The sequence below is a fragment of the Metamycoplasma spumans genome (assembly GCF_041026625.1).
Classification (GTDB): Bacteria; Bacillota_I; Bacilli_A; order Mycoplasmatales; family Metamycoplasmataceae; genus Metamycoplasma; species Metamycoplasma spumans.
The window spans coordinates 438,519-456,056 of the sequence record NZ_CP163393.1 but is presented as its reverse complement, the minus strand read 5'-3'; the positions used below and the strand labels follow the sequence as shown (position 1 = coordinate 456,056).

Genomic DNA, 17,538 nt, shown 5'->3' with positions numbered 1-17,538 from the left:
ATGGATGTCAAAAAGAGAAATCTAATTTTAATGCTTTCATTGTTAATTGGGGGTAGTGGAGCTATAGCGGCTGCAACTGTTGGAATCCAGTATTCTGCTACAAAAAAGAATAATAATGTCAATCACAAAAACGCCATAAGAGAAGTAGTATTATCAACATATTCACATTTTTCTAATGCCAAACCTTTTTATCGCTATTTGCCAATTAGAGATAACTATTTAATATATTTAAAGAACTTTTCGATTGTTTATAATAATGGTTCAGTTGAATTATTAGATAATTCAAAATCAAATAATGAACTTCAATCAATTCTAGATTCATTAAAGAAAAAAGAGTTAAGTGTAACTAATGAAATTACCAAGACTGGTGAAGAGTATGAAAAATACATTTCTAAAGTTGCAAATTTAAGGAAAGAAATTCAAGATATTATTGAATCATCAAAAGATCAAAACGAAAAAGATACATTGAACAAGACTTTAGTTGATAATAACCCTGACGATATGCAAATCTTGTCTACTTACATTCAGATTTCTGATAATCTAGAAAAGGTAATTGCTAAACATAAAAATCGTTCTAATTAATAAATAAAACCGTGTAGATTTTTAGCTCTTCACGGTATTTTTATGCCTATTTTTCGTTAAAATACAAGAAATTTGGAGAAAAATACAAAAAATAATGTATTTTTATAAATTTTGTATTATCATTATATAGCACAAAAAATAGAGAGGTATTAAAATGAAAAAGATATTATTTTTAGATTCGGCGATAGTTAAAAAAGGTCTTTCTTTTACAACAGCTGCAATGGATGAATTTCAAAGGGTTGCAGGTGATGTTGAAAGAATTAATTTAAACGACACTGAATTTGCAAATTATAGTTTAAACGCAAATAATTATCCAGAATATTGAAATTTAGTTAATGGAGAAAAGTGAATTGATAAATTAAAAGAGACTGATTTACTAGTTATATCAAGTTCATTAATTAACTTTATGACTCCGGCGGTATTGAAAAACTTTTTTGATGGCATATCAATTCCTAACAAAACATTTTCTTATAAACTATCAAAAGACGGATATCCTGTTGGCTTATTAACTAATTTAAATGTTGTAGTAATTTCAAGCCAAGGAGCTAGTCAAGAACCAGGAACAACTTCATTGCAAAATCAATGATTAAAAACAGTTCTTTCATTTATTGGTGCAAAATCAATTGAATTTATTGAAATAAATGGAACTAAAATGCCTTCATTAATTAATGTAAATCCAGATGATTACGCTAAAACATTAACAAAAGAATTTGAGAGAATTTTAGCAAAAATAAACAATTAATATAACTAAAAAAAAGAGGTAAATATGAAAAAAATAGAATTAGGTATTTCGACATTTGGCGAAACTACAGCGTTAGAAAAAACCGGAAAACCAATTGCCCACGATCAAAGAATTAGAGACATGATTGAAGAAGTAGAATTGGCTGATAAAGTTGGTTTGGATGTTTATGCCGTTGGAGAACATCATAGAGATGATTTTGCTGTGTCAAGCCCTGAAATGATTTTAGCAGGTGCTGCAATTAACACTAAAAGAATTAAATTATCAAGTGCTGTAACCGTTTTATCATCAGCAGATCCTGTAAGAGTTTATCAAAACTTTTCTCACGTTGATGCGCTTTCAAATGGTAGAGCAGAAGTTATGGTTGGTAGAGGTTCATTCACTGAGTCGTTTCCACTATTTGGTTTTGATTTAAAAGATTATGATTCATTATTTGATGAAAAATTGGATATGTTATTGCATATTAAAGAAAACGAAATTGTAAACTGACCAGGAACACAATTTACTCAAAGAATCAATAATAAAGGAGTTTATCCAAGGGCGATTGATTTACCAGTTTGAGTTGCAACAGGCGGTAATGTTCACTCAACTATTAAAATCGCATCTAAAGGTCTTCCAATTGCCTATGCAATTATCGGCGGTAAACCAAAGAGCTTCAAACCATTAATAGAAGCTTATAAAAGCTTTGGATATCATGTTGGTTTCACTGACGAACAATTAAAAGTAGGTTCACATTCATGAGGTTTTATTGCTGAAACTGATGAAGAAGCAATTGAAAAATTCTGACACCCAACTAAAACATTTGTTGATAGAATTGCTAAAGATAGACCACACTGACAAGAACTTGAATATGAAGGATACTTGGAAATGATTGGTGATAATGGCGCAATGTTTGTAGGTTCTCCTGAAACCGTTGCTAAAAAAATTATTAATACAATCGAAATTTTGGATCTAGATAGATTCTTATTACACCTTCCAGTTGGTTCAGTTCCACATGAAGATACTATGAAAGCTATTAAACTATTCGGCGAAAAAGTTGCTCCAATTGTTAGAGAATACTTTGCTAATAAACAATAGAAAATAAAATCGAGAAGTTATATCTTTCTCGATTTTATTTTGATAAAAAATACTCTTTTGCAATATTTAAATCACTATCTTTCAAATTGTTATCATAGCTATTAGAAATATATCTAATTGTTGCTAAAAACTCAATATAAATCTCTTGATATTTAGAAGGAATCACTTCTAAATCAAAAAGATATAAAATGTTATTTTGTAACGCTTTTTTATTATTATCTTGATTATCTTTGTTGATTAATGTAAGACCATGATATTCATAATCAGCAATAATTGCATTTACAATATAAATTCCTGATTTTAACTGATTTAAATTTTCTGGATATTTATATTCAAAGTTTTCAATATTGCTAATAAAAGCATAGTTTTGCAATAGTAGTTCATTAATTGCTGAAATATTGCCTTCTTCGATTAACTCATTAATTAAAGTTGATGAAATTTTTCGCTTGCTAACTTTTCTTTCGTCAGCAATGGCCACATTGAAATTTTTCTTTAGCTTTTCTATCGTTCCTTGTCGATTAAATCCGAATTTAAAATCAGGGCCACAAACAATATCTGTTACATTATTTTCTTTAAATTTATTAATTATCACATGATAATCAAGGTTTATAATTTGTTCATTAACATCGATTACAAAAGCATAATCAAAACCCAGTTCGAATAAAGTAATTAGTCTAGTTTTGGTTTGGAAGGCCTTCTTTTGTTGAATTTTTCCGCTTTTGATAGGGCTTTTAAAAAGTATGATTGCCAACTTTTTATCAGGATTATCAGTTTTTAAATCTTTGGCTAATTTAAAAAGTTGGTTGTGTCCTAAATGTAAAGTTTCAAATGAACCTAAACACAAAATTAAGTTATCATCTATTGGCAATTTATCGATAAAATTTCAGCTATAAGTTTTCATATAACAATTTTATAAAAAAAATAAGATTATTAGCGTTTTATATAATAATGTGAGCACTTTTTGGAAAAAGTTTTTTAGGCATAAAAAATTTATCAATTTAATATGTATATTAAATGTGATACTTTTTGACAAAATAGTGTAAAATTGTTTTAGCAATGACTCAGCATAATAATATTATTCATAATGTTTTTGTTTTGCTTTAAATTTGAGAGTAAGCAAGCTGTATTCCGAAATCATTAGAATAAAAACACTGGATAGGAATTATTAATAGTCCTTGCGAAATTAGAAAGGATAAAAACATGTCAAGATTTACAGGATCAATGTTTAAAAGAAGTAGAAGATATGGAACTTCACTTTTAGAAAACAACAAAGAATTCACAAAAGGTAAAAAACGTACAACAGCTCCAGGACAACACGGAGCTAAAAGAGCTAAACCATCAGATTACCAATTACATATGTATGAAAAACAAAAAGTTAGATACATGTATGGTTTAAATGAACGTCAATTCAAAACATTATTCGTTGCAGCTTCTAAAAAAGCTGGGGTTACTGGGGTTAATCTATTACAAATGGTAGAATCAAGATTAGATAACTTAGTATTTAGAGCTGGATGAGCACGTACAAGAGCTCAAGCTAGACAAATGGTAAACCACGGACATTTCACAGTAGATGGACACAAAGCTAACATTCCTTCAATGACAATTAAAGTTGGATCAGTTATCGAAATGAAACCATCACTACAAAACAATGCTGAAGTTAAAGGCGCATTAGAAGTTATGACTGTTTCACCATGATTAACAAAAGAAAACTTCAAAGTTACATTCACAAGATTACCTGAAAGAACTGAATTCGCTAAAGAAATTAACGAATCATTAATCGTTGAATACTACAACCGTTTAGTATAATAAATTTATTTTTTAAACAACAATTACTATTTTTTGTAAATTGTTGTTTTTTTTATTATTTATTTGTTTTTATAGTAAAAATACCTTTATATCTTTATAATTTATCATATATATAATAAGAAAGGATAATATATGAAAAAAATAAAATTCATGCTAGCTTCATTTATTCCGCTAGCGGCAGTACCGGCAGTGGTAATGAGTGCAACAGACGGTTCTGAAAATAATCAAGAAGAAGCTAAAAATAATTTAAAAGCTGTAATCGAAACATATAATCTACCAGTTCTACAAATGACTAGGTCATTACAAGATATGGGCAATAAATTTGAAAGTAATCGTGTTAAAATTTATCTATCAGAGTTAACTTTTGAACTGTTAGGTTCGTACGGCCCACTATCTCAAAAAAAAGAGGATCTTCAATATACTTCTAAAAATATATCAAACTTCATTTCGATATTTACCGATACAACCGCAACTTTGGGTTTAATATCTAAATATTTAGAAATTACAGAAGACCCCGCTTCTTTGGCCAAAGAATTAGAAAAGAATCCAGATCATAATAGGGATACGAATAAGGTTCGTGAATTTATTGTAAACGGTGTATCTGCGGTTTTAAAAAATAAATTAGATACATTAGATTCTGAAAATAAGAAAAAGGCTGAACAAATACTTGCATTAACAGAAGAAAAGAAAACAGCAGTAAATACATTTACACAAGCCATTAATTTTTATAAGGACAATTTAGTTGCTGCTAATGAATTTAAAACAAAATTAAAAGAATTTTATACATCTGAACTAATTGGCACTTATTTAGATAAATTATATGAAGACTTAAATACCCAATTAACCGCACTAGAAAACAAGAAAGATGATCTAGATTATATTTCTAAAAATATTTTATATTTTGTTGCTTCATTTGACTCTTATATGGAAATTTTAAATTTATTGCAAAGATATAGTGTTTATGCTCATGAAACAGAATTATTTAATGCTCAATTAGAAAAAAATAAAGAAAATGTTGGCGATGATTTAGCAAAGATTACATTGTCAATTATTCATTCAACTACTGAAGCTGCTAAAAAATCAAAAGAAATGTCAGCTGAAGAAATTGCTAAATTAACTGAATCAATTAAAGAAAAAGAAACTGAAATTACTAGACTTCAAAATGAATTAAGAGAAAAAGAAGAAAAAATTAAAGAGTTAGTTGGTAATACTGACCAAAACGCATTGGCAACTTTTGAAAAAGCTATTAATTTTTATAAGGCTAACATGGTAGTCTTTGGAGAATTTAAAAATAAATTGAAAAGCTTTTATACAGGTTCACTAATTTCTTCTTACTTAGATAAGTTATATGAAAATCTAGATCAAAAATTGGCGTTATTAGAAAAGAATAAAGATAATTTAACATTTATTTCTAATAATATTCTTGATTTCGTTGCTTCATTTGATTCGTATGCTGAAATTTCGAATTTATTGCAAAGATATAAAGTTGAAAATAATGAAACAGAATTATTTAATTCTGAATTAGAAAAAAATAAAGCAAAAACAGGCGATGATTTAGATAAAATAACCTTATCGATTATTAATGCTGTTTCATCATCATTAAAGATTAGCTTATCTAACAAAGATGACAAAATTAAGGAATTGGAATCTAAAAATAAAGAATTAACTGACCAAATTAACCAGTTATTAGATAAAAATTCTAAACCTAAGAGAACATTTGGAACAACAGAAATTATTTTAGCAGTTTTCGGTTCTACAGTTTTATTTGCATTAATTTTAACTGTTTCAATATTGATAAAAAATAGAAGAAGACATTAATAAATAAATTTAAAAACAACAGATTTAAGGTCTGTTGTTTTTTAAAAATGAATTATATTATTAATTGAATTCTGAGAGTTTTTCTTTAATTATATCGATGGCTTTTTCAATGGTGATAGCAACTTTGGTTTTTAAATATGTTCTAATTTGATCGGCGTCATTTAAATAATTTTCATTTGATTTTTTCAAATCTTCAGAATAGATTTTTAATAGTGACATTAAATATGAGCCATTTTTTGATGCACTTAATTTAGAAGTCATAAAGTTAAGTTCATCTAGTGCCAACTGAGGGTGACAGAATACATGAAAAGGCCTCAAAGCAACTTGATTTTCATTATTTGGATTTTGAAATAATAGCATTAAGATTAATGAGAATTTATCATCATTATCGTTTTCTAAATGTGACATAAGTCTCTCTAATAAATACAATTGAATTTTTGAAGCAAAATAATTTTTTTCATCATTATTATAATCTCAATTTGTTAAAGGTTTATTTTGTGCTGTATCATATGTTCCGTTTGGTGTCATAAAATATTCATCAGCATCAATAAAATAATTTTGAAATAGCTCAATATCTTTTTCTGTCGGATTATTAACCAAATCCAAAGCTAATGTTTCATTAAGACGTTTACTTAAACTCTTTTTAATATAAATAGTGTATTCTGTTGTTCTTAATATTGGTTGTAATTCTAAATCATCTATATTTTCAAATGATTGCAATAATTTTGTTACTATCATATAACTATCTCCTTATAAAAAAACCACAAGACACGACACTTCTCGATATGGCTGCTATATTTCTATCCTGACCAAGTTACAAGGTTGTCATTCTCATGGCATAAATAATTATATATTATATTTTTTAATTTATCAATATTTTAAGTTAAGCTTTAAAGAAAGTGTATTGGCTTGATTACATAAAGATATAATTTGTTTAATATGCGAATAAATTAAAGGCACATGATATTAAAAAAAACAAATGACTATCAACGGAAAAGAACTGATTTTCGATTAGTTTTTGAAATTCTTAACTTTTATAAGATTTATTAGTTTTGATTTCGCTTTTAATTCTCATTTTTTTCGCCATTTAGTTGATGCTTTGCAACAAACAGTAATAATATATTATAATTTTTTAGTATAGAAAATAAAAGAGGTTATATGTCAGAAGAAAAAATTTATTTATTTAGTTATGGAACAATTCAAGAAGAATTATTTTATAAAAATATCTTTCACGAAGGCGTTAAAAAAATGCCAGCAATTTTAAATGGTTATGCAAAATGTGTTGACGAGACTAATTACTTTTTATTAAAGAAAGATATTGGTTCGCAAGTTGAGGGAACGGTATTTGAAATTACAAAAGACGAACTGTTTGCAGTTGATCGTTGAGAAATGTTTCCTCAATATCAAAGAATGCAAGCTAATGTTTTAAATTTAGAAAATAATGAAATTTTAGAAAATGTATATGTTTACACTAAATTGGAGTTTGGTAAATATTATTTAGCAACTGAAGATATGGGATTTTCAGTAAATCCAAATGCAACAGAAGAAAATTTAAAGTCATTTATTGAGCTAGAAAAAAGAACTGCTCAATTTGGAATTAGTGACAATATTTTAGTTTATGAATTAAGCGATGAAGAATATGATCAGATTAAAGACATTACTCATCCATATTTTGCATTAATTTTAGATGATAAAGAAAATAAACTATTTTCAGCAGAACCATATACATTAATCGGGATAGAAAACGATAATAAAAAATATGGAATGATGGTTTCATTTGGACAAAAGACCGGACTAAATAGCATTTTTTATTACAAAGCTTTTAATGGTTTGTTCCCAGATTCAAAAATCAACATTACTTTTAAAAACTTATATTTGGAGTTAAAACATGATTTTTTAACTAATAAGAAACCTATTTATTTTTCATCAGCTGTTGTTGACGCAACAAAAAATCAAGACCAAGTCGGATGATATCAAAACGTTGCCTTTCAAGTTGTATTTAAAAACTTTAATATTGATCCATTTAAACGTTTTGATCAACAACTTCAAGCCTTTTTTGAAACTAAAAATAAATAATTATGATTGATAAAGAATTAATAAAGGACGTTCCTTCTAGCCCTGGCGTTTATCTATGAAAAGATAAAAACGGCAAAGTTATTTATGTAGGAAAAGCAAAGAATTTAAAAAATCGTATGAGCCAATATTTTGATAAGAAAATGATTAACTCATACAAAACTCCTAAGATGCTAGAAAAAATAGCATCTTTTTCAACAATAGTTTTATCTTCTGATCGTGAAGCTTTTATCCAAGAAAGAAAACTAATTGACTTTTACCGCCCTTTTTATAATGTTTTATTTCCCTCGCAATCATCTTTTCCGTATATAAGAGTTAAATTAAGCTCTGATTTCAAATTATCTATTGAAATAAAAAATAATTATCATAAAGAAAAGAATGCAATATATTATGGTCCGTTGCCTAATAATAAAAATTTTAAACCATTACTCAGATATTTAAACCATTTATTGCTATCTGAAGACGGACTAATTAATAAAAATCAAAGTAAAGAATTTGCAATCAAAAAATTTGAAGAAGCTAAAGAAATTATGAGATTTGGTTTAAAGTTTAAAAAAGAATTAGACAATAAAATATCAGAAGCTATTGACAGTAATTTGTTTGAAGCGGCCAAATTTTATAATGATATTCTTGATTTGTTAAATTACAATCAACAGGAGCAACAAATTTTTATAAAAAATCAAAAGTCCATTGATGTATTTGGTTTTTATGAAATTAATGAAATGATGTTGATTCATGTGATGTTTTATCGTGGCGGTTCACTAATTAATCAACAAGATTTTATTTTAGAAATTAAAACCTCGTTAAATAACTTTTACGAAGAATTTTTTAACGAGTTTTATGCAAATAATAATTTACCCGATATTATTGCATCAAATATTGAAAATGAAATATTAAACGATATAAACCAAAATTTGGAACTTTTTATTCAAAACAATGAACAGCATAAATCTTTAATTGATTTTGCTTATGAAAACGCCAAAAATAATCATAAAAATAAAATTGAAGATTTTAATAATAGAATGAAAAGAACATCAATTGCTCAACAAAACCTTTCAACATATTTAAACACAAACACTGACAGAATTGTATTGTTTGATAATTCTTTTTTGAAAGGCACTAAAGAAGTAATAGGTGGCGCCGCATATTTTAAAGAGGGCTTACCGGTTAAAAAATTTTATCGTTATTATAATCTTGACGATTCTTTATTAAGACATGCTGATGTTGAATATATGCGTCAAACCTCTTATGAATATTTAAAGGAATTTAGTAACGATATCGATGTAATATTAGCAGACGGTTCACTACAACAAATTAATGAAATAATTAAGTCAATGAACGTTTTAAGTATTGATATACCAATATTTGGGCTAATAAAAGATGAAAGACATGAAACTCATTCTGTTATTGACAGATTTGGAAATGTTATATTTATTGATGATTCAGATGTTTTTGATTTACTATCGAGAATGCAGACTGAAGTTGATAGATTTGTTAAAAATAAATATAATAAAAAACAAACAAAAACAATATTTAATAATCCATTATTGAAAATTGATGGATTAGGTGAAAAAACTCTTAAAAAATTATTAGATTATTTTGAAAGTTATAAAAATATTAATTTAGCTTCAGAAGATGAACTTAGAAATGTTGTTGGTGATAAACTAGCAAAAAAAATTATTGAAAATCGCATCTAGTTTTATGCGGACAAAATTCATATAAATAAGAAATATCTACAATTTTATATAGAGAATTATATTCTTAATTAGTATCAAAAATCCGCTCATAGAAATTAATTGGTGAGTGGATTTTTTTGTTTATTCTATATTGAAGCTAGAAATTTATCGTTATATTTTAATGATATAATTTTATTAAAATGAAAAAACGAGTAAAATTAGCAGCTTTATTATCGCTATCATCTATATTGGCAATTTCGACAATACCGACTGTATTAGCATTTATTGAACCATTTAAACTCAATCTAATTTATAAAAATTTGTCAAATAATAATAATGAAATATATGAAGTCTCAAATAAATCTGAGGGCAATTATTTAGCTCATCCTGATTATATTTCAAAAATGGAAAATGATAAATTAGTGTTATATGTTTTTTATGTGCAAGGTCATGGCAAAGGAAGACAAATAGCTAAAAAGAGTTATGATTTAGGAAAAACATGAATTAATAAGCTCGATTTACCCAATTCTTTTAATAATTTAAAAGAGACCCCAACATTGCATGAACTAAACTTTGTTGATGAAAATGGCGAAAATATAAATAAAAGAAAATACATTTCAGTAAGTGGTCGCCCTGGGTGAAATTACATAATTAATAGAGGCGAAGGTTTTGATGTTTCTTTATCAAATGATTTGGATAATTGAACTGACCATGAAAACTTTTTTGGGCCACTTGCCAAAAGAAAACAGTATTATTTGCCAAAAGGCAATGTCGATGCTATTGTTGCTTTTTCTTCTGTATCTCAATTGCATAAAAATGGAAAGAAAATAAATAGATGAAAGTGTTTATTTCATTCTTATAATGGAATAATTTATCAAACAGAATTGTATTTTAATGATAGTGAACAACTTGAATTTACCAGACCTACTGAATTAAAAATAATTAATAATCATCCCAATGATTTTGCAGAGCCTTGCATAATTCAAAACCCAAACAATTTAAATGAATACACAATGATAGTAAGAAGTATAGATAAAAACAAAACTTCTGGATATGTTCTAAAAAGTGGTGACGGTATGAATAGTTGAGAATTTGTTGGAAAAGTCAATGAAAATTTAGGTGGCGATCGTCATAAAGTAGTGTATGACAAAGATGGTAATTTATATATAACCTTTAGACAAGTAAGTCCGAAAAAATTTAATAATTTTCTAAATAAGAAATTATATTCAATCGGTCCTATGCTATGAAAAGGCAAATACGAAGATATTTTAACCGGCGAAGGCAAATTGTATAAAATCCAACATATTTATAAATCTAAAAACGATAATATCGACGATCTATCGAATGCTGATAATGGTTATGCAGGTATCATCATTCATGACAATAAATTACTGTATGTGTCATATGGAAAGTTTAAAAATAGCGATTTAGATTATACGGGTATATTCAGCAAAATCATCGATGTTTTATTTCTATAAATATCGCAATTGCTTTAAATTTTAATAGTGAAGATATAGGAATATTTTTATTGGACAAATTATTAAAAAGAGAGGGTAAATATGTTTGTGCAAATAACGCAAAAATTTCAAAAAATTGAAGATAAATTATCATTAGTGAATCAAATTATAAATTTGATAAAAACAAAATAATTTAGCAAATTGATCGAATTGCTTAAAAAAATGAATTGAAAGATTTTGACAAAATTAAAAATTTTTCAAAAAAAGATATTGAGATATTGATAAATAAAATAGAAAAAATATAGACCCTTTAGATGAAAATTATAAAAATCAGTAAACAAAGATATATAGAAGATATGAACTCATATTATAATTATTAAAATGAAAACAACAGAGAAATTACACGAAATAATAAAACTGGCAAAAGAAGAGATAACCCCATTAAAAAGTTGAAAAAATATATTAAGAAATTATATAGGTTGGTTAATACTTGTTTTATTTTTTGGACCAGTGATAACTTTTATCATTTTGCAAATATTGAACGATATAAAAAATGTTTACTGGATTTTATTTTGTGTGGCCTTAATTACATTTTTTATATTAGCTTCGATACTCTCTTTTATTAGAAACTACTCGGCAGAAAAAGCCATTTACTATTCAGACTATGATTTATATAAGTCTTTAAAATTTATTAAGTTGAATTTTAGAATTAGATGTGCTTTTTCATATTTAAAAGAATTATTAATAGAAGAGAAAAAAATAAAAAAAACTAAATTTGAAAATAAAAATGAAAAAGAATTTTATAAATATTTCGACTATTTTGAATTTGACGGAATAAGTGATTTATATAAAAAATATATTTCTAAATTGGATAAATTAAACAAATATGAAATTTTAGAAATATTATTAAACGAATATAAAAATTGTTTAATAGGTTTTGAATTAATAACAATATTTCTTTCAAAAAATAATGTATCAAAGAGAAAATTAAAAAATATAATCTCGACAAAGGAATTATCTAAAATATTTGAAAAAAAATTAAATAATTCATTTGAACTTTATTGATTTTTAAAAATAAAAAAATATTTAAAAAAGAATGATGAAGAAATAAAAACATTAACAAAAAGACAAAATCTAACAATAATAAGCATTGTATTTTCTATTGTTTGATATGTTGTTGTTTTAACATTATTGTTTTACAAAAAAGATTATTATAAAGAAAGTTCAATATTAATTGGTTTCAATAAATTTAATGTAATATCAATTTTATGCTATTTGGTATTAATTACTTATTGCATATTTATATCATTTGCAATCGCAAAAAATATAGATAATAAAACCAATACGAAATTGTCAAAAACTGTGTTAATTATAATGTCGGTATTTTTATGAATATTTAATGTTTCGTTTATTGTGGCTAGCGAATATCTAGGAAATAAAGATATTATAGCTCCATTCTATATATTTGGAATATTATTTAGCACACATGGATTAATATTTACATCAATTATCACTTATCCCCTTTCACATTTATATTTATTAACAAGGGATGAAATAAAAATGTTTTATATTGAAAAATATATTGAAAAAAGGAACGAAAATATAAATATTCAATAAAAAACAGATAGTAACAAAATTAGATCCAAACATTCTATGCTTGGGTTTTATTTTATTAAAAAACATAATCAGAAACATATTTTGCTTCTAATCGCACAATAATTTACAAAAATTAAACATAATAAAAAAATATGATAAAATTATTAAGCAAATAAATTTAATGGCGTTCGTGGCGAAGTGGTTAACGCATCGGGTTGTGGCTCCGACATACGAGGGTTCGATTCCCTTCGAACGCCCCATTTTTTTTATTCTTTTTTTGATTATAGCGATGATGAAATAATAAAAAAACAGCAAACTAATTTACGTTTTGCTGTTTTTGTTTTTCGCCTTTGTTATGACATTTTCGACATCTTGCTTCATATTCATGATAATTGCCCAATAAATTTTGTTGATTAGATTCTATTTTTCTAAAGCTAGTTGAAGCTGCATGCTGGCAAACTACACAAATTGCTTGTAATTTTGTGACACGCTCAGCGATTGCTAATAAATCTGGAATTGGACCAAATGGTCTTCTTAGATAATCTTGATCAAGTCCGGCGATAATCACTAAATAACCTAAATTCGCTAAATTATCAGCGACTGCGACTAAATCTTTGCCAAAAAAGTGCGCTTCATCAATAACAATAGCTTTATATGTGTCAAATTTTAATAAGTCATATACTTCTCTGATGTCTGATAATATATGTGTTTTATGTCTAACACCAGATCTGCTCACTATTTCTTCTTCTGAAAATCTAGTGTCAAATTTTGGTTTTATTACCAATGGTTTTAATTTAGCATATTCTAGCGTTCTTAATCTTCTTAAAAGCTCTTCACTTTTACCGCTAAACATTGGACCAGTTATGATTTCTATCATCCCTTCATTAAATATTTTATACATAGTTATTCCCCCTTTATATTTAAAGTAAAATTATTTTATAGCAAAATAAAATAACATTTATAAATTTTAATTAGATTATTAAAAATAAAAATATTTATAATATTAATATCATTTATCTATTAATTATTAAAGGAGAAATTATGGGTTTAAAAGCAGGTATTGTAGGATTGCCTAACGTCGGTAAAAGTACATTATTTTCAGCTCTAACATTAAATGAAGCAGAATCAGCTAATTATGCGTTTACAACAATTGAGCCTAACGTGGCTATTGTTAATTTAAAAGACGAAAGATTAGAAAAATTAGCTAAGATAGTAAACGCTAAAAAAATAGTCCCAGCAACATTTCAATTTGTTGATATTGCTGGCTTAGTAGAAGGCGCTTCAAAAGGTGAAGGTTTGGGAAACAAATTTTTAGCTAATATTCGTGAAGTTGATGCAATCGTACATGTTATTAGATGTTTCGAAAACAGCGATATAATGCATGTTAAAAATAAAATAGATCCTATCGCAGACTTAAATGTTATTAATTTAGAGTTAATTTTAGCTGACTTACAAACTATTGAAAATGTGATAAATAGAATTGGAAAAAAAGCGCAAAATACTAACGATAAGGAACTTAAGTTTGAATATACAACAGTACTTAAAATTAGAGAAACATTGCAAAATGAAAAAATGATTAAAAATTTGGACTTAAGTGAAGAAGAAAAAAATGTCATTAAGTCATATCAGTTATTGACCGCTAAGCCCACAATTTATGTAGCTAATTTAGATACTCAAAGTTTTAAAAACTTAGCAGAAGCAGAACATTATTTAAAATTAAAAAATCACCTAGAAAGTCTAAACGAAATTATCATTCCAATATGTATAAGAATTGAATATGAGGTTTCTCAATTTGACGACGAAGAAAAGATAATGTTTTTATCAGAATATAATATTAAAGAATCAGGAATAAATACAATTATTAAAGAAAGTTTTAAATTACTAAATCAGTCAACTTATTTCACTGCTGGAGAAATTGAAGCTAGAGCTTGGGTATTTACTAACTCAATGAATGCAGCAGAATGCGCCGGAATTATTCATACTGATTTTGAAAAGAAATTTGTTAAAGCTGAAGTTATTAAATATGAAGATTATATTTTATATAACGGTGAAAAAGGTGCTCGTGAAGCTGGCAAGATGAATCTAGAGGGTAAAAATTATTTAATGCAAGATGGCGATGTTTGTTATTTCAAAGTTGCTAAATAACTTTTTATATTGTTATAATATTAGTGATAGTATAGGGGATTAGTTTAAAGGCAGAACTGAGGACTCCAAACCCTCATGTACGGGTTCGATTCCTGTATCCCCTGCCATATTATTATTAATAACCAAAATAAAACGAGTTCTGCTCGTTTTATTTTTATTCTTAAAATTGAATATATTTTGATTGTTAATGTATTGTACAATTGAAAAAAAACTTTTTAAATTAGATATATTTTCACTTTATTTTAAATTAAGTATTTTTTTAAAAAAACAAAAACAAAAGCAACTTTTCGTTGCCTTTGTTTTATTGTCTTCCAACTTCTTTGATTGAGCAAGCTGAATTGTTATTATTAGCAACATATCTAGCTGCCTTAGCTTTTCTAAAATCTTCTTTAACGTCACGACCTATTTTAAAGTCATGGATTTCATAAGCTTTAATAATTCCCTCGGGGCTTATAATGAATGTTCCACGATATGATAAACCGTTATCAAAGTTGTAAATTCCCAAACTTCTTGCTATTTTTGAATTTTTATCATCAATAAATGTTAAATTGATTTGCTTGTTTTGTTCCGAACTGTTGGCAAATGCAAAATGTGAATGCACGCTATCGCATGAAGCGACGAATGCTTGAATATTATCCTTTTCAATGTCTGATAATATTGCGTTAAGATCTAAAACTTCACTATTGCATAGTGATGTGAAGTTTGCTGGATAGAAAAACAAAATTGTTCATTTTCCTTCACTATTTTTAATATTGTTGATGTTAAAATCAAAAACACCTTTATTTTTTTGATAAGCTTTAGTTTCGAAATTAATTATTTCCGAATCAATTAAATTTGTAATTAATTTATTATTTTGACAGTTGCACATTTTACTCTCTCCTATATATTAAAGTGTTCTCTAATTGTATCAACTTTATCTAATTTTTCTCATGAAAGATCTAAATCATTTCTACCAAAATGTCCAAATGTTGCAGTTTGTAAATAAACTGGTTTTTGTAAATCAAGTGTTTTAATTATTCCTTCAACACTTAAATCAAATAATTTATAAATTGCATTAGCAATTTCTTCGTCGCTGAATTTTGATGTTCCATAACTTTCAACATATATTGATTGAGGGCGAGGTAAACCAATTGCGTATGATAGTTGAATCTCTAATTTTTTAGCAACACCAGCAGCTACTAAATTTTTAGTAATGTATCTTGCCATATAAGCAGCTGATCTATCAATCTTTGTTGCATCTTTGCCACTGAATGCTCCACCACCGTGATGAGCAAATCCACCATATGTATCAACAATTATTTTTCTTCCGGTTAGCCCGGTATCACCAACTGGTCCACCAATAACGAATCTTCCGGTAGGATTAATCAATATTTCATAATCTAAGTTTAAATTATGTTTTTTCATAACATAATCAATAATGTTTTCTTTAATGAATTTTTTAAACTTATTTTCATCAAAGTTTTCATCATGTTGAATTGACATAAGCACTTTTTTAACTTGAATTGAATTGTTTTCATCATCATATTCAACAGTTACTTGCGATTTCATATCACTTTTAGCTCAATGAAATTTATTGGCTCTTCTCAATTTTTCTGCTCTTTTTACAAGCTCATGACTCAACACGATTGGTCAAGGCATAAAATATTCATTTTCATCAGTTGCATAACCAAATAATATTCCTTGATCACCTGCACCCAACTCATGGTCTTCTTTTTTATCAACTCCCATTGCAATATCTGGGCTTTGTGGATAAATTCCATTAATTATATTGAAATCATTTTCGGTATATCCTAATGGTTTTAAAACCTTTCAAGCTTCTTTGATTGTATCAATGTAAGCTTTAGTTGTAATTTGACCTCCAATATAAATAATATTATTGTTAGCCAAAACATCGCAAGCAACTCTTGCTTTAGGATCGTGTTTTAATAAGCCGTCTAAAACGGCATCGCTAATTTGATCGCAAATTTTATCAGGGTGTCCTGCTCCAACACTTTCTGATGTAAGTAATTTTTTCATAAATAAAAAACCTTTCTTACATAGAGAAGGTTTTTAAAAATAACAAGTATATACATGTTAGATAAATCCCTCACTATCCACCTTGCTAATTTAGTAGGTTGGCATGCCTCATTGCAGTTATGCTAAGCAACTCTCTATGTATTTTTAATAATATTTCTATATTATAATCAAAAAATAATTTTACAGACTTATTTTATTAATTAATATCATCTTTTAATTGTTTGTTGATTAATTTTATTCGTTTTCTAAAATAAAGAATTTACCCTTATTTGCATCATATATGTTATTTGAATTATTTTTTATGAAAAATGGAGCTAAATTTAAATCTTTGATTTTGATATCTTTATTTTAAAAACCATTTTAACACAGTTATTATCACGTTATACCATCAATTTTTTAGTTATTTAAATATAAAACTTTATTCTTAGTAATGTTAAATGCAAGTATAAATTAAGAATGAATAAGGCTTTTATTAGAAGAATTTTAAAAAAACTGAGTATATGCGTGTTAGATAAATCCCTCACTATCCACCTTGTCCCATGCTTAATGCAGT

15 protein-coding genes, 2 tRNA genes and 1 other RNA gene are annotated in these 17,538 nt (G+C 26.6%); 12 read left to right on the top strand and 6 right to left on the bottom strand.

Annotation, left to right across the window (positions count from 1 at the left end):
• The 3 genes from AB5V95_RS01990 (at nucleotide 1) to AB5V95_RS01980 (ending at nucleotide 2,398) form a co-directional block, all read left to right on the top strand.
• Nucleotides 1-582 (top strand): hypothetical protein, encoded by a 582-nt coding sequence (locus AB5V95_RS01990; RefSeq protein ID WP_369085711.1) that lies wholly within the window; start codon nucleotides 1-3, stop codon nucleotides 580-582.
• 154 nt (nucleotides 583-736) lie between these two features.
• The gene (locus AB5V95_RS01985) at nucleotides 737-1,324 is read left to right on the top strand and encodes an FMN-dependent NADH-azoreductase (RefSeq protein WP_369085710.1); all 588 of its coding nucleotides are present in this window, start codon (nucleotides 737-739) and stop codon (nucleotides 1,322-1,324) included.
• A gap of 24 nt (nucleotides 1,325-1,348) precedes the next feature.
• The gene (locus AB5V95_RS01980; RefSeq protein ID WP_369085709.1) at nucleotides 1,349-2,398 is read left to right on the top strand and encodes an LLM class flavin-dependent oxidoreductase; all 1,050 of its coding nucleotides are present in this window, start codon (nucleotides 1,349-1,351) and stop codon (nucleotides 2,396-2,398) included.
• A 34-nt stretch (nucleotides 2,399-2,432) separates the two neighbouring features.
• On the opposite strand, the gene AB5V95_RS01975 is transcribed toward AB5V95_RS01980, so the two are convergent.
• Entirely contained in the window at nucleotides 2,433-3,299 is an 867-nt protein-coding gene (locus tag AB5V95_RS01975; RefSeq protein WP_027122926.1) for an FAD synthase, read from the bottom strand.
• Nucleotides 3,300-3,598: 299 nt separating this feature from the next.
• On the opposite strand from AB5V95_RS01975, the gene rpsD reads away from it, so the two are divergent.
• Complete coding sequence (rpsD, locus tag AB5V95_RS01970) at nucleotides 3,599-4,204, top strand: 30S ribosomal protein S4 (RefSeq protein WP_027122927.1); 606 nt, start codon at nucleotides 3,599-3,601, stop codon at nucleotides 4,202-4,204.
• 132 nt (nucleotides 4,205-4,336) lie between these two features.
• Nucleotides 4,337-6,022, top strand: coding sequence for a hypothetical protein (locus AB5V95_RS01965; protein ID WP_369085708.1), 1,686 nt, complete (start codon nucleotides 4,337-4,339; stop codon nucleotides 6,020-6,022).
• Nucleotides 6,023-6,082: 60 nt separating this feature from the next.
• On the opposite strand, the gene AB5V95_RS01960 is transcribed toward AB5V95_RS01965, so the two are convergent.
• The gene (locus AB5V95_RS01960; protein ID WP_369085707.1) at nucleotides 6,083-6,760 is read right to left on the bottom strand and encodes a hypothetical protein; all 678 of its coding nucleotides are present in this window, start codon (nucleotides 6,758-6,760) and stop codon (nucleotides 6,083-6,085) included.
• Between the two features lie 9 nt (nucleotides 6,761-6,769).
• Nucleotides 6,770-6,867: signal recognition particle sRNA small type (gene ffs / locus AB5V95_RS01955), an RNA gene on the bottom strand.
• 313 nt (nucleotides 6,868-7,180) lie between these two features.
• Here ffs and AB5V95_RS01950 point away from each other — a divergent pair.
• The 5 genes from AB5V95_RS01950 (at nucleotide 7,181) to AB5V95_RS01930 (ending at nucleotide 13,084) form a co-directional block, all read left to right on the top strand.
• Nucleotides 7,181-8,098 (top strand): gamma-glutamylcyclotransferase family protein, encoded by a 918-nt coding sequence (locus AB5V95_RS01950; RefSeq protein ID WP_369085706.1) that lies wholly within the window; start codon nucleotides 7,181-7,183, stop codon nucleotides 8,096-8,098.
• Nucleotides 8,099-8,100: 2 nt separating this feature from the next.
• The gene (locus tag AB5V95_RS01945) at nucleotides 8,101-9,792 is read left to right on the top strand and encodes a GIY-YIG nuclease family protein (RefSeq protein WP_369085705.1); all 1,692 of its coding nucleotides are present in this window, start codon (nucleotides 8,101-8,103) and stop codon (nucleotides 9,790-9,792) included.
• A 179-nt stretch (nucleotides 9,793-9,971) separates the two neighbouring features.
• Nucleotides 9,972-11,249 (top strand): hypothetical protein, encoded by a 1,278-nt coding sequence (locus tag AB5V95_RS01940; RefSeq protein ID WP_369085704.1) that lies wholly within the window; start codon nucleotides 9,972-9,974, stop codon nucleotides 11,247-11,249.
• A 360-nt stretch (nucleotides 11,250-11,609) separates the two neighbouring features.
• Entirely contained in the window at nucleotides 11,610-12,845 is a 1,236-nt protein-coding gene (locus AB5V95_RS01935; protein ID WP_369085703.1) for a hypothetical protein, read from the top strand.
• A gap of 163 nt (nucleotides 12,846-13,008) precedes the next feature.
• Nucleotides 13,009-13,084, top strand: a tRNA-His gene (locus AB5V95_RS01930).
• A 56-nt stretch (nucleotides 13,085-13,140) separates the two neighbouring features.
• On the opposite strand, the gene AB5V95_RS01925 is transcribed toward AB5V95_RS01930, so the two are convergent.
• Nucleotides 13,141-13,725, bottom strand: coding sequence for a thymidine kinase (locus tag AB5V95_RS01925; RefSeq protein ID WP_027122942.1), 585 nt, complete (start codon nucleotides 13,723-13,725; stop codon nucleotides 13,141-13,143).
• 140 nt (nucleotides 13,726-13,865) lie between these two features.
• Here AB5V95_RS01925 and ychF point away from each other — a divergent pair, with 140 nt between their 5' ends.
• Nucleotides 13,866-14,969, top strand: a complete 1,104-nt coding sequence (gene ychF, locus AB5V95_RS01920) for a redox-regulated ATPase YchF (protein WP_369085702.1) — start codon at nucleotides 13,866-13,868, stop codon at nucleotides 14,967-14,969.
• Nucleotides 14,970-15,002: 33 nt separating this feature from the next.
• Nucleotides 15,003-15,076, top strand: a tRNA-Trp gene (locus AB5V95_RS01915).
• Nucleotides 15,077-15,270: 194 nt separating this feature from the next.
• On the opposite strand, the gene AB5V95_RS01910 is transcribed toward AB5V95_RS01915, so the two are convergent.
• Both AB5V95_RS01910 and metK read right to left on the bottom strand, forming a co-directional pair.
• Nucleotides 15,271-15,837, bottom strand: coding sequence for a redoxin domain-containing protein (locus tag AB5V95_RS01910; RefSeq protein ID WP_369085701.1), 567 nt, complete (start codon nucleotides 15,835-15,837; stop codon nucleotides 15,271-15,273).
• An 11-nt stretch (nucleotides 15,838-15,848) separates the two neighbouring features.
• Nucleotides 15,849-16,985 carry a methionine adenosyltransferase gene (gene metK, locus AB5V95_RS01905; protein ID WP_027122940.1) on the bottom strand — a complete coding sequence of 379 codons (1,137 nt, stop codon included), beginning with the start codon at nucleotides 16,983-16,985 and terminating at the stop codon, nucleotides 15,849-15,851.
• Nucleotides 16,986-17,538: the final 553 nt, after the last annotated feature.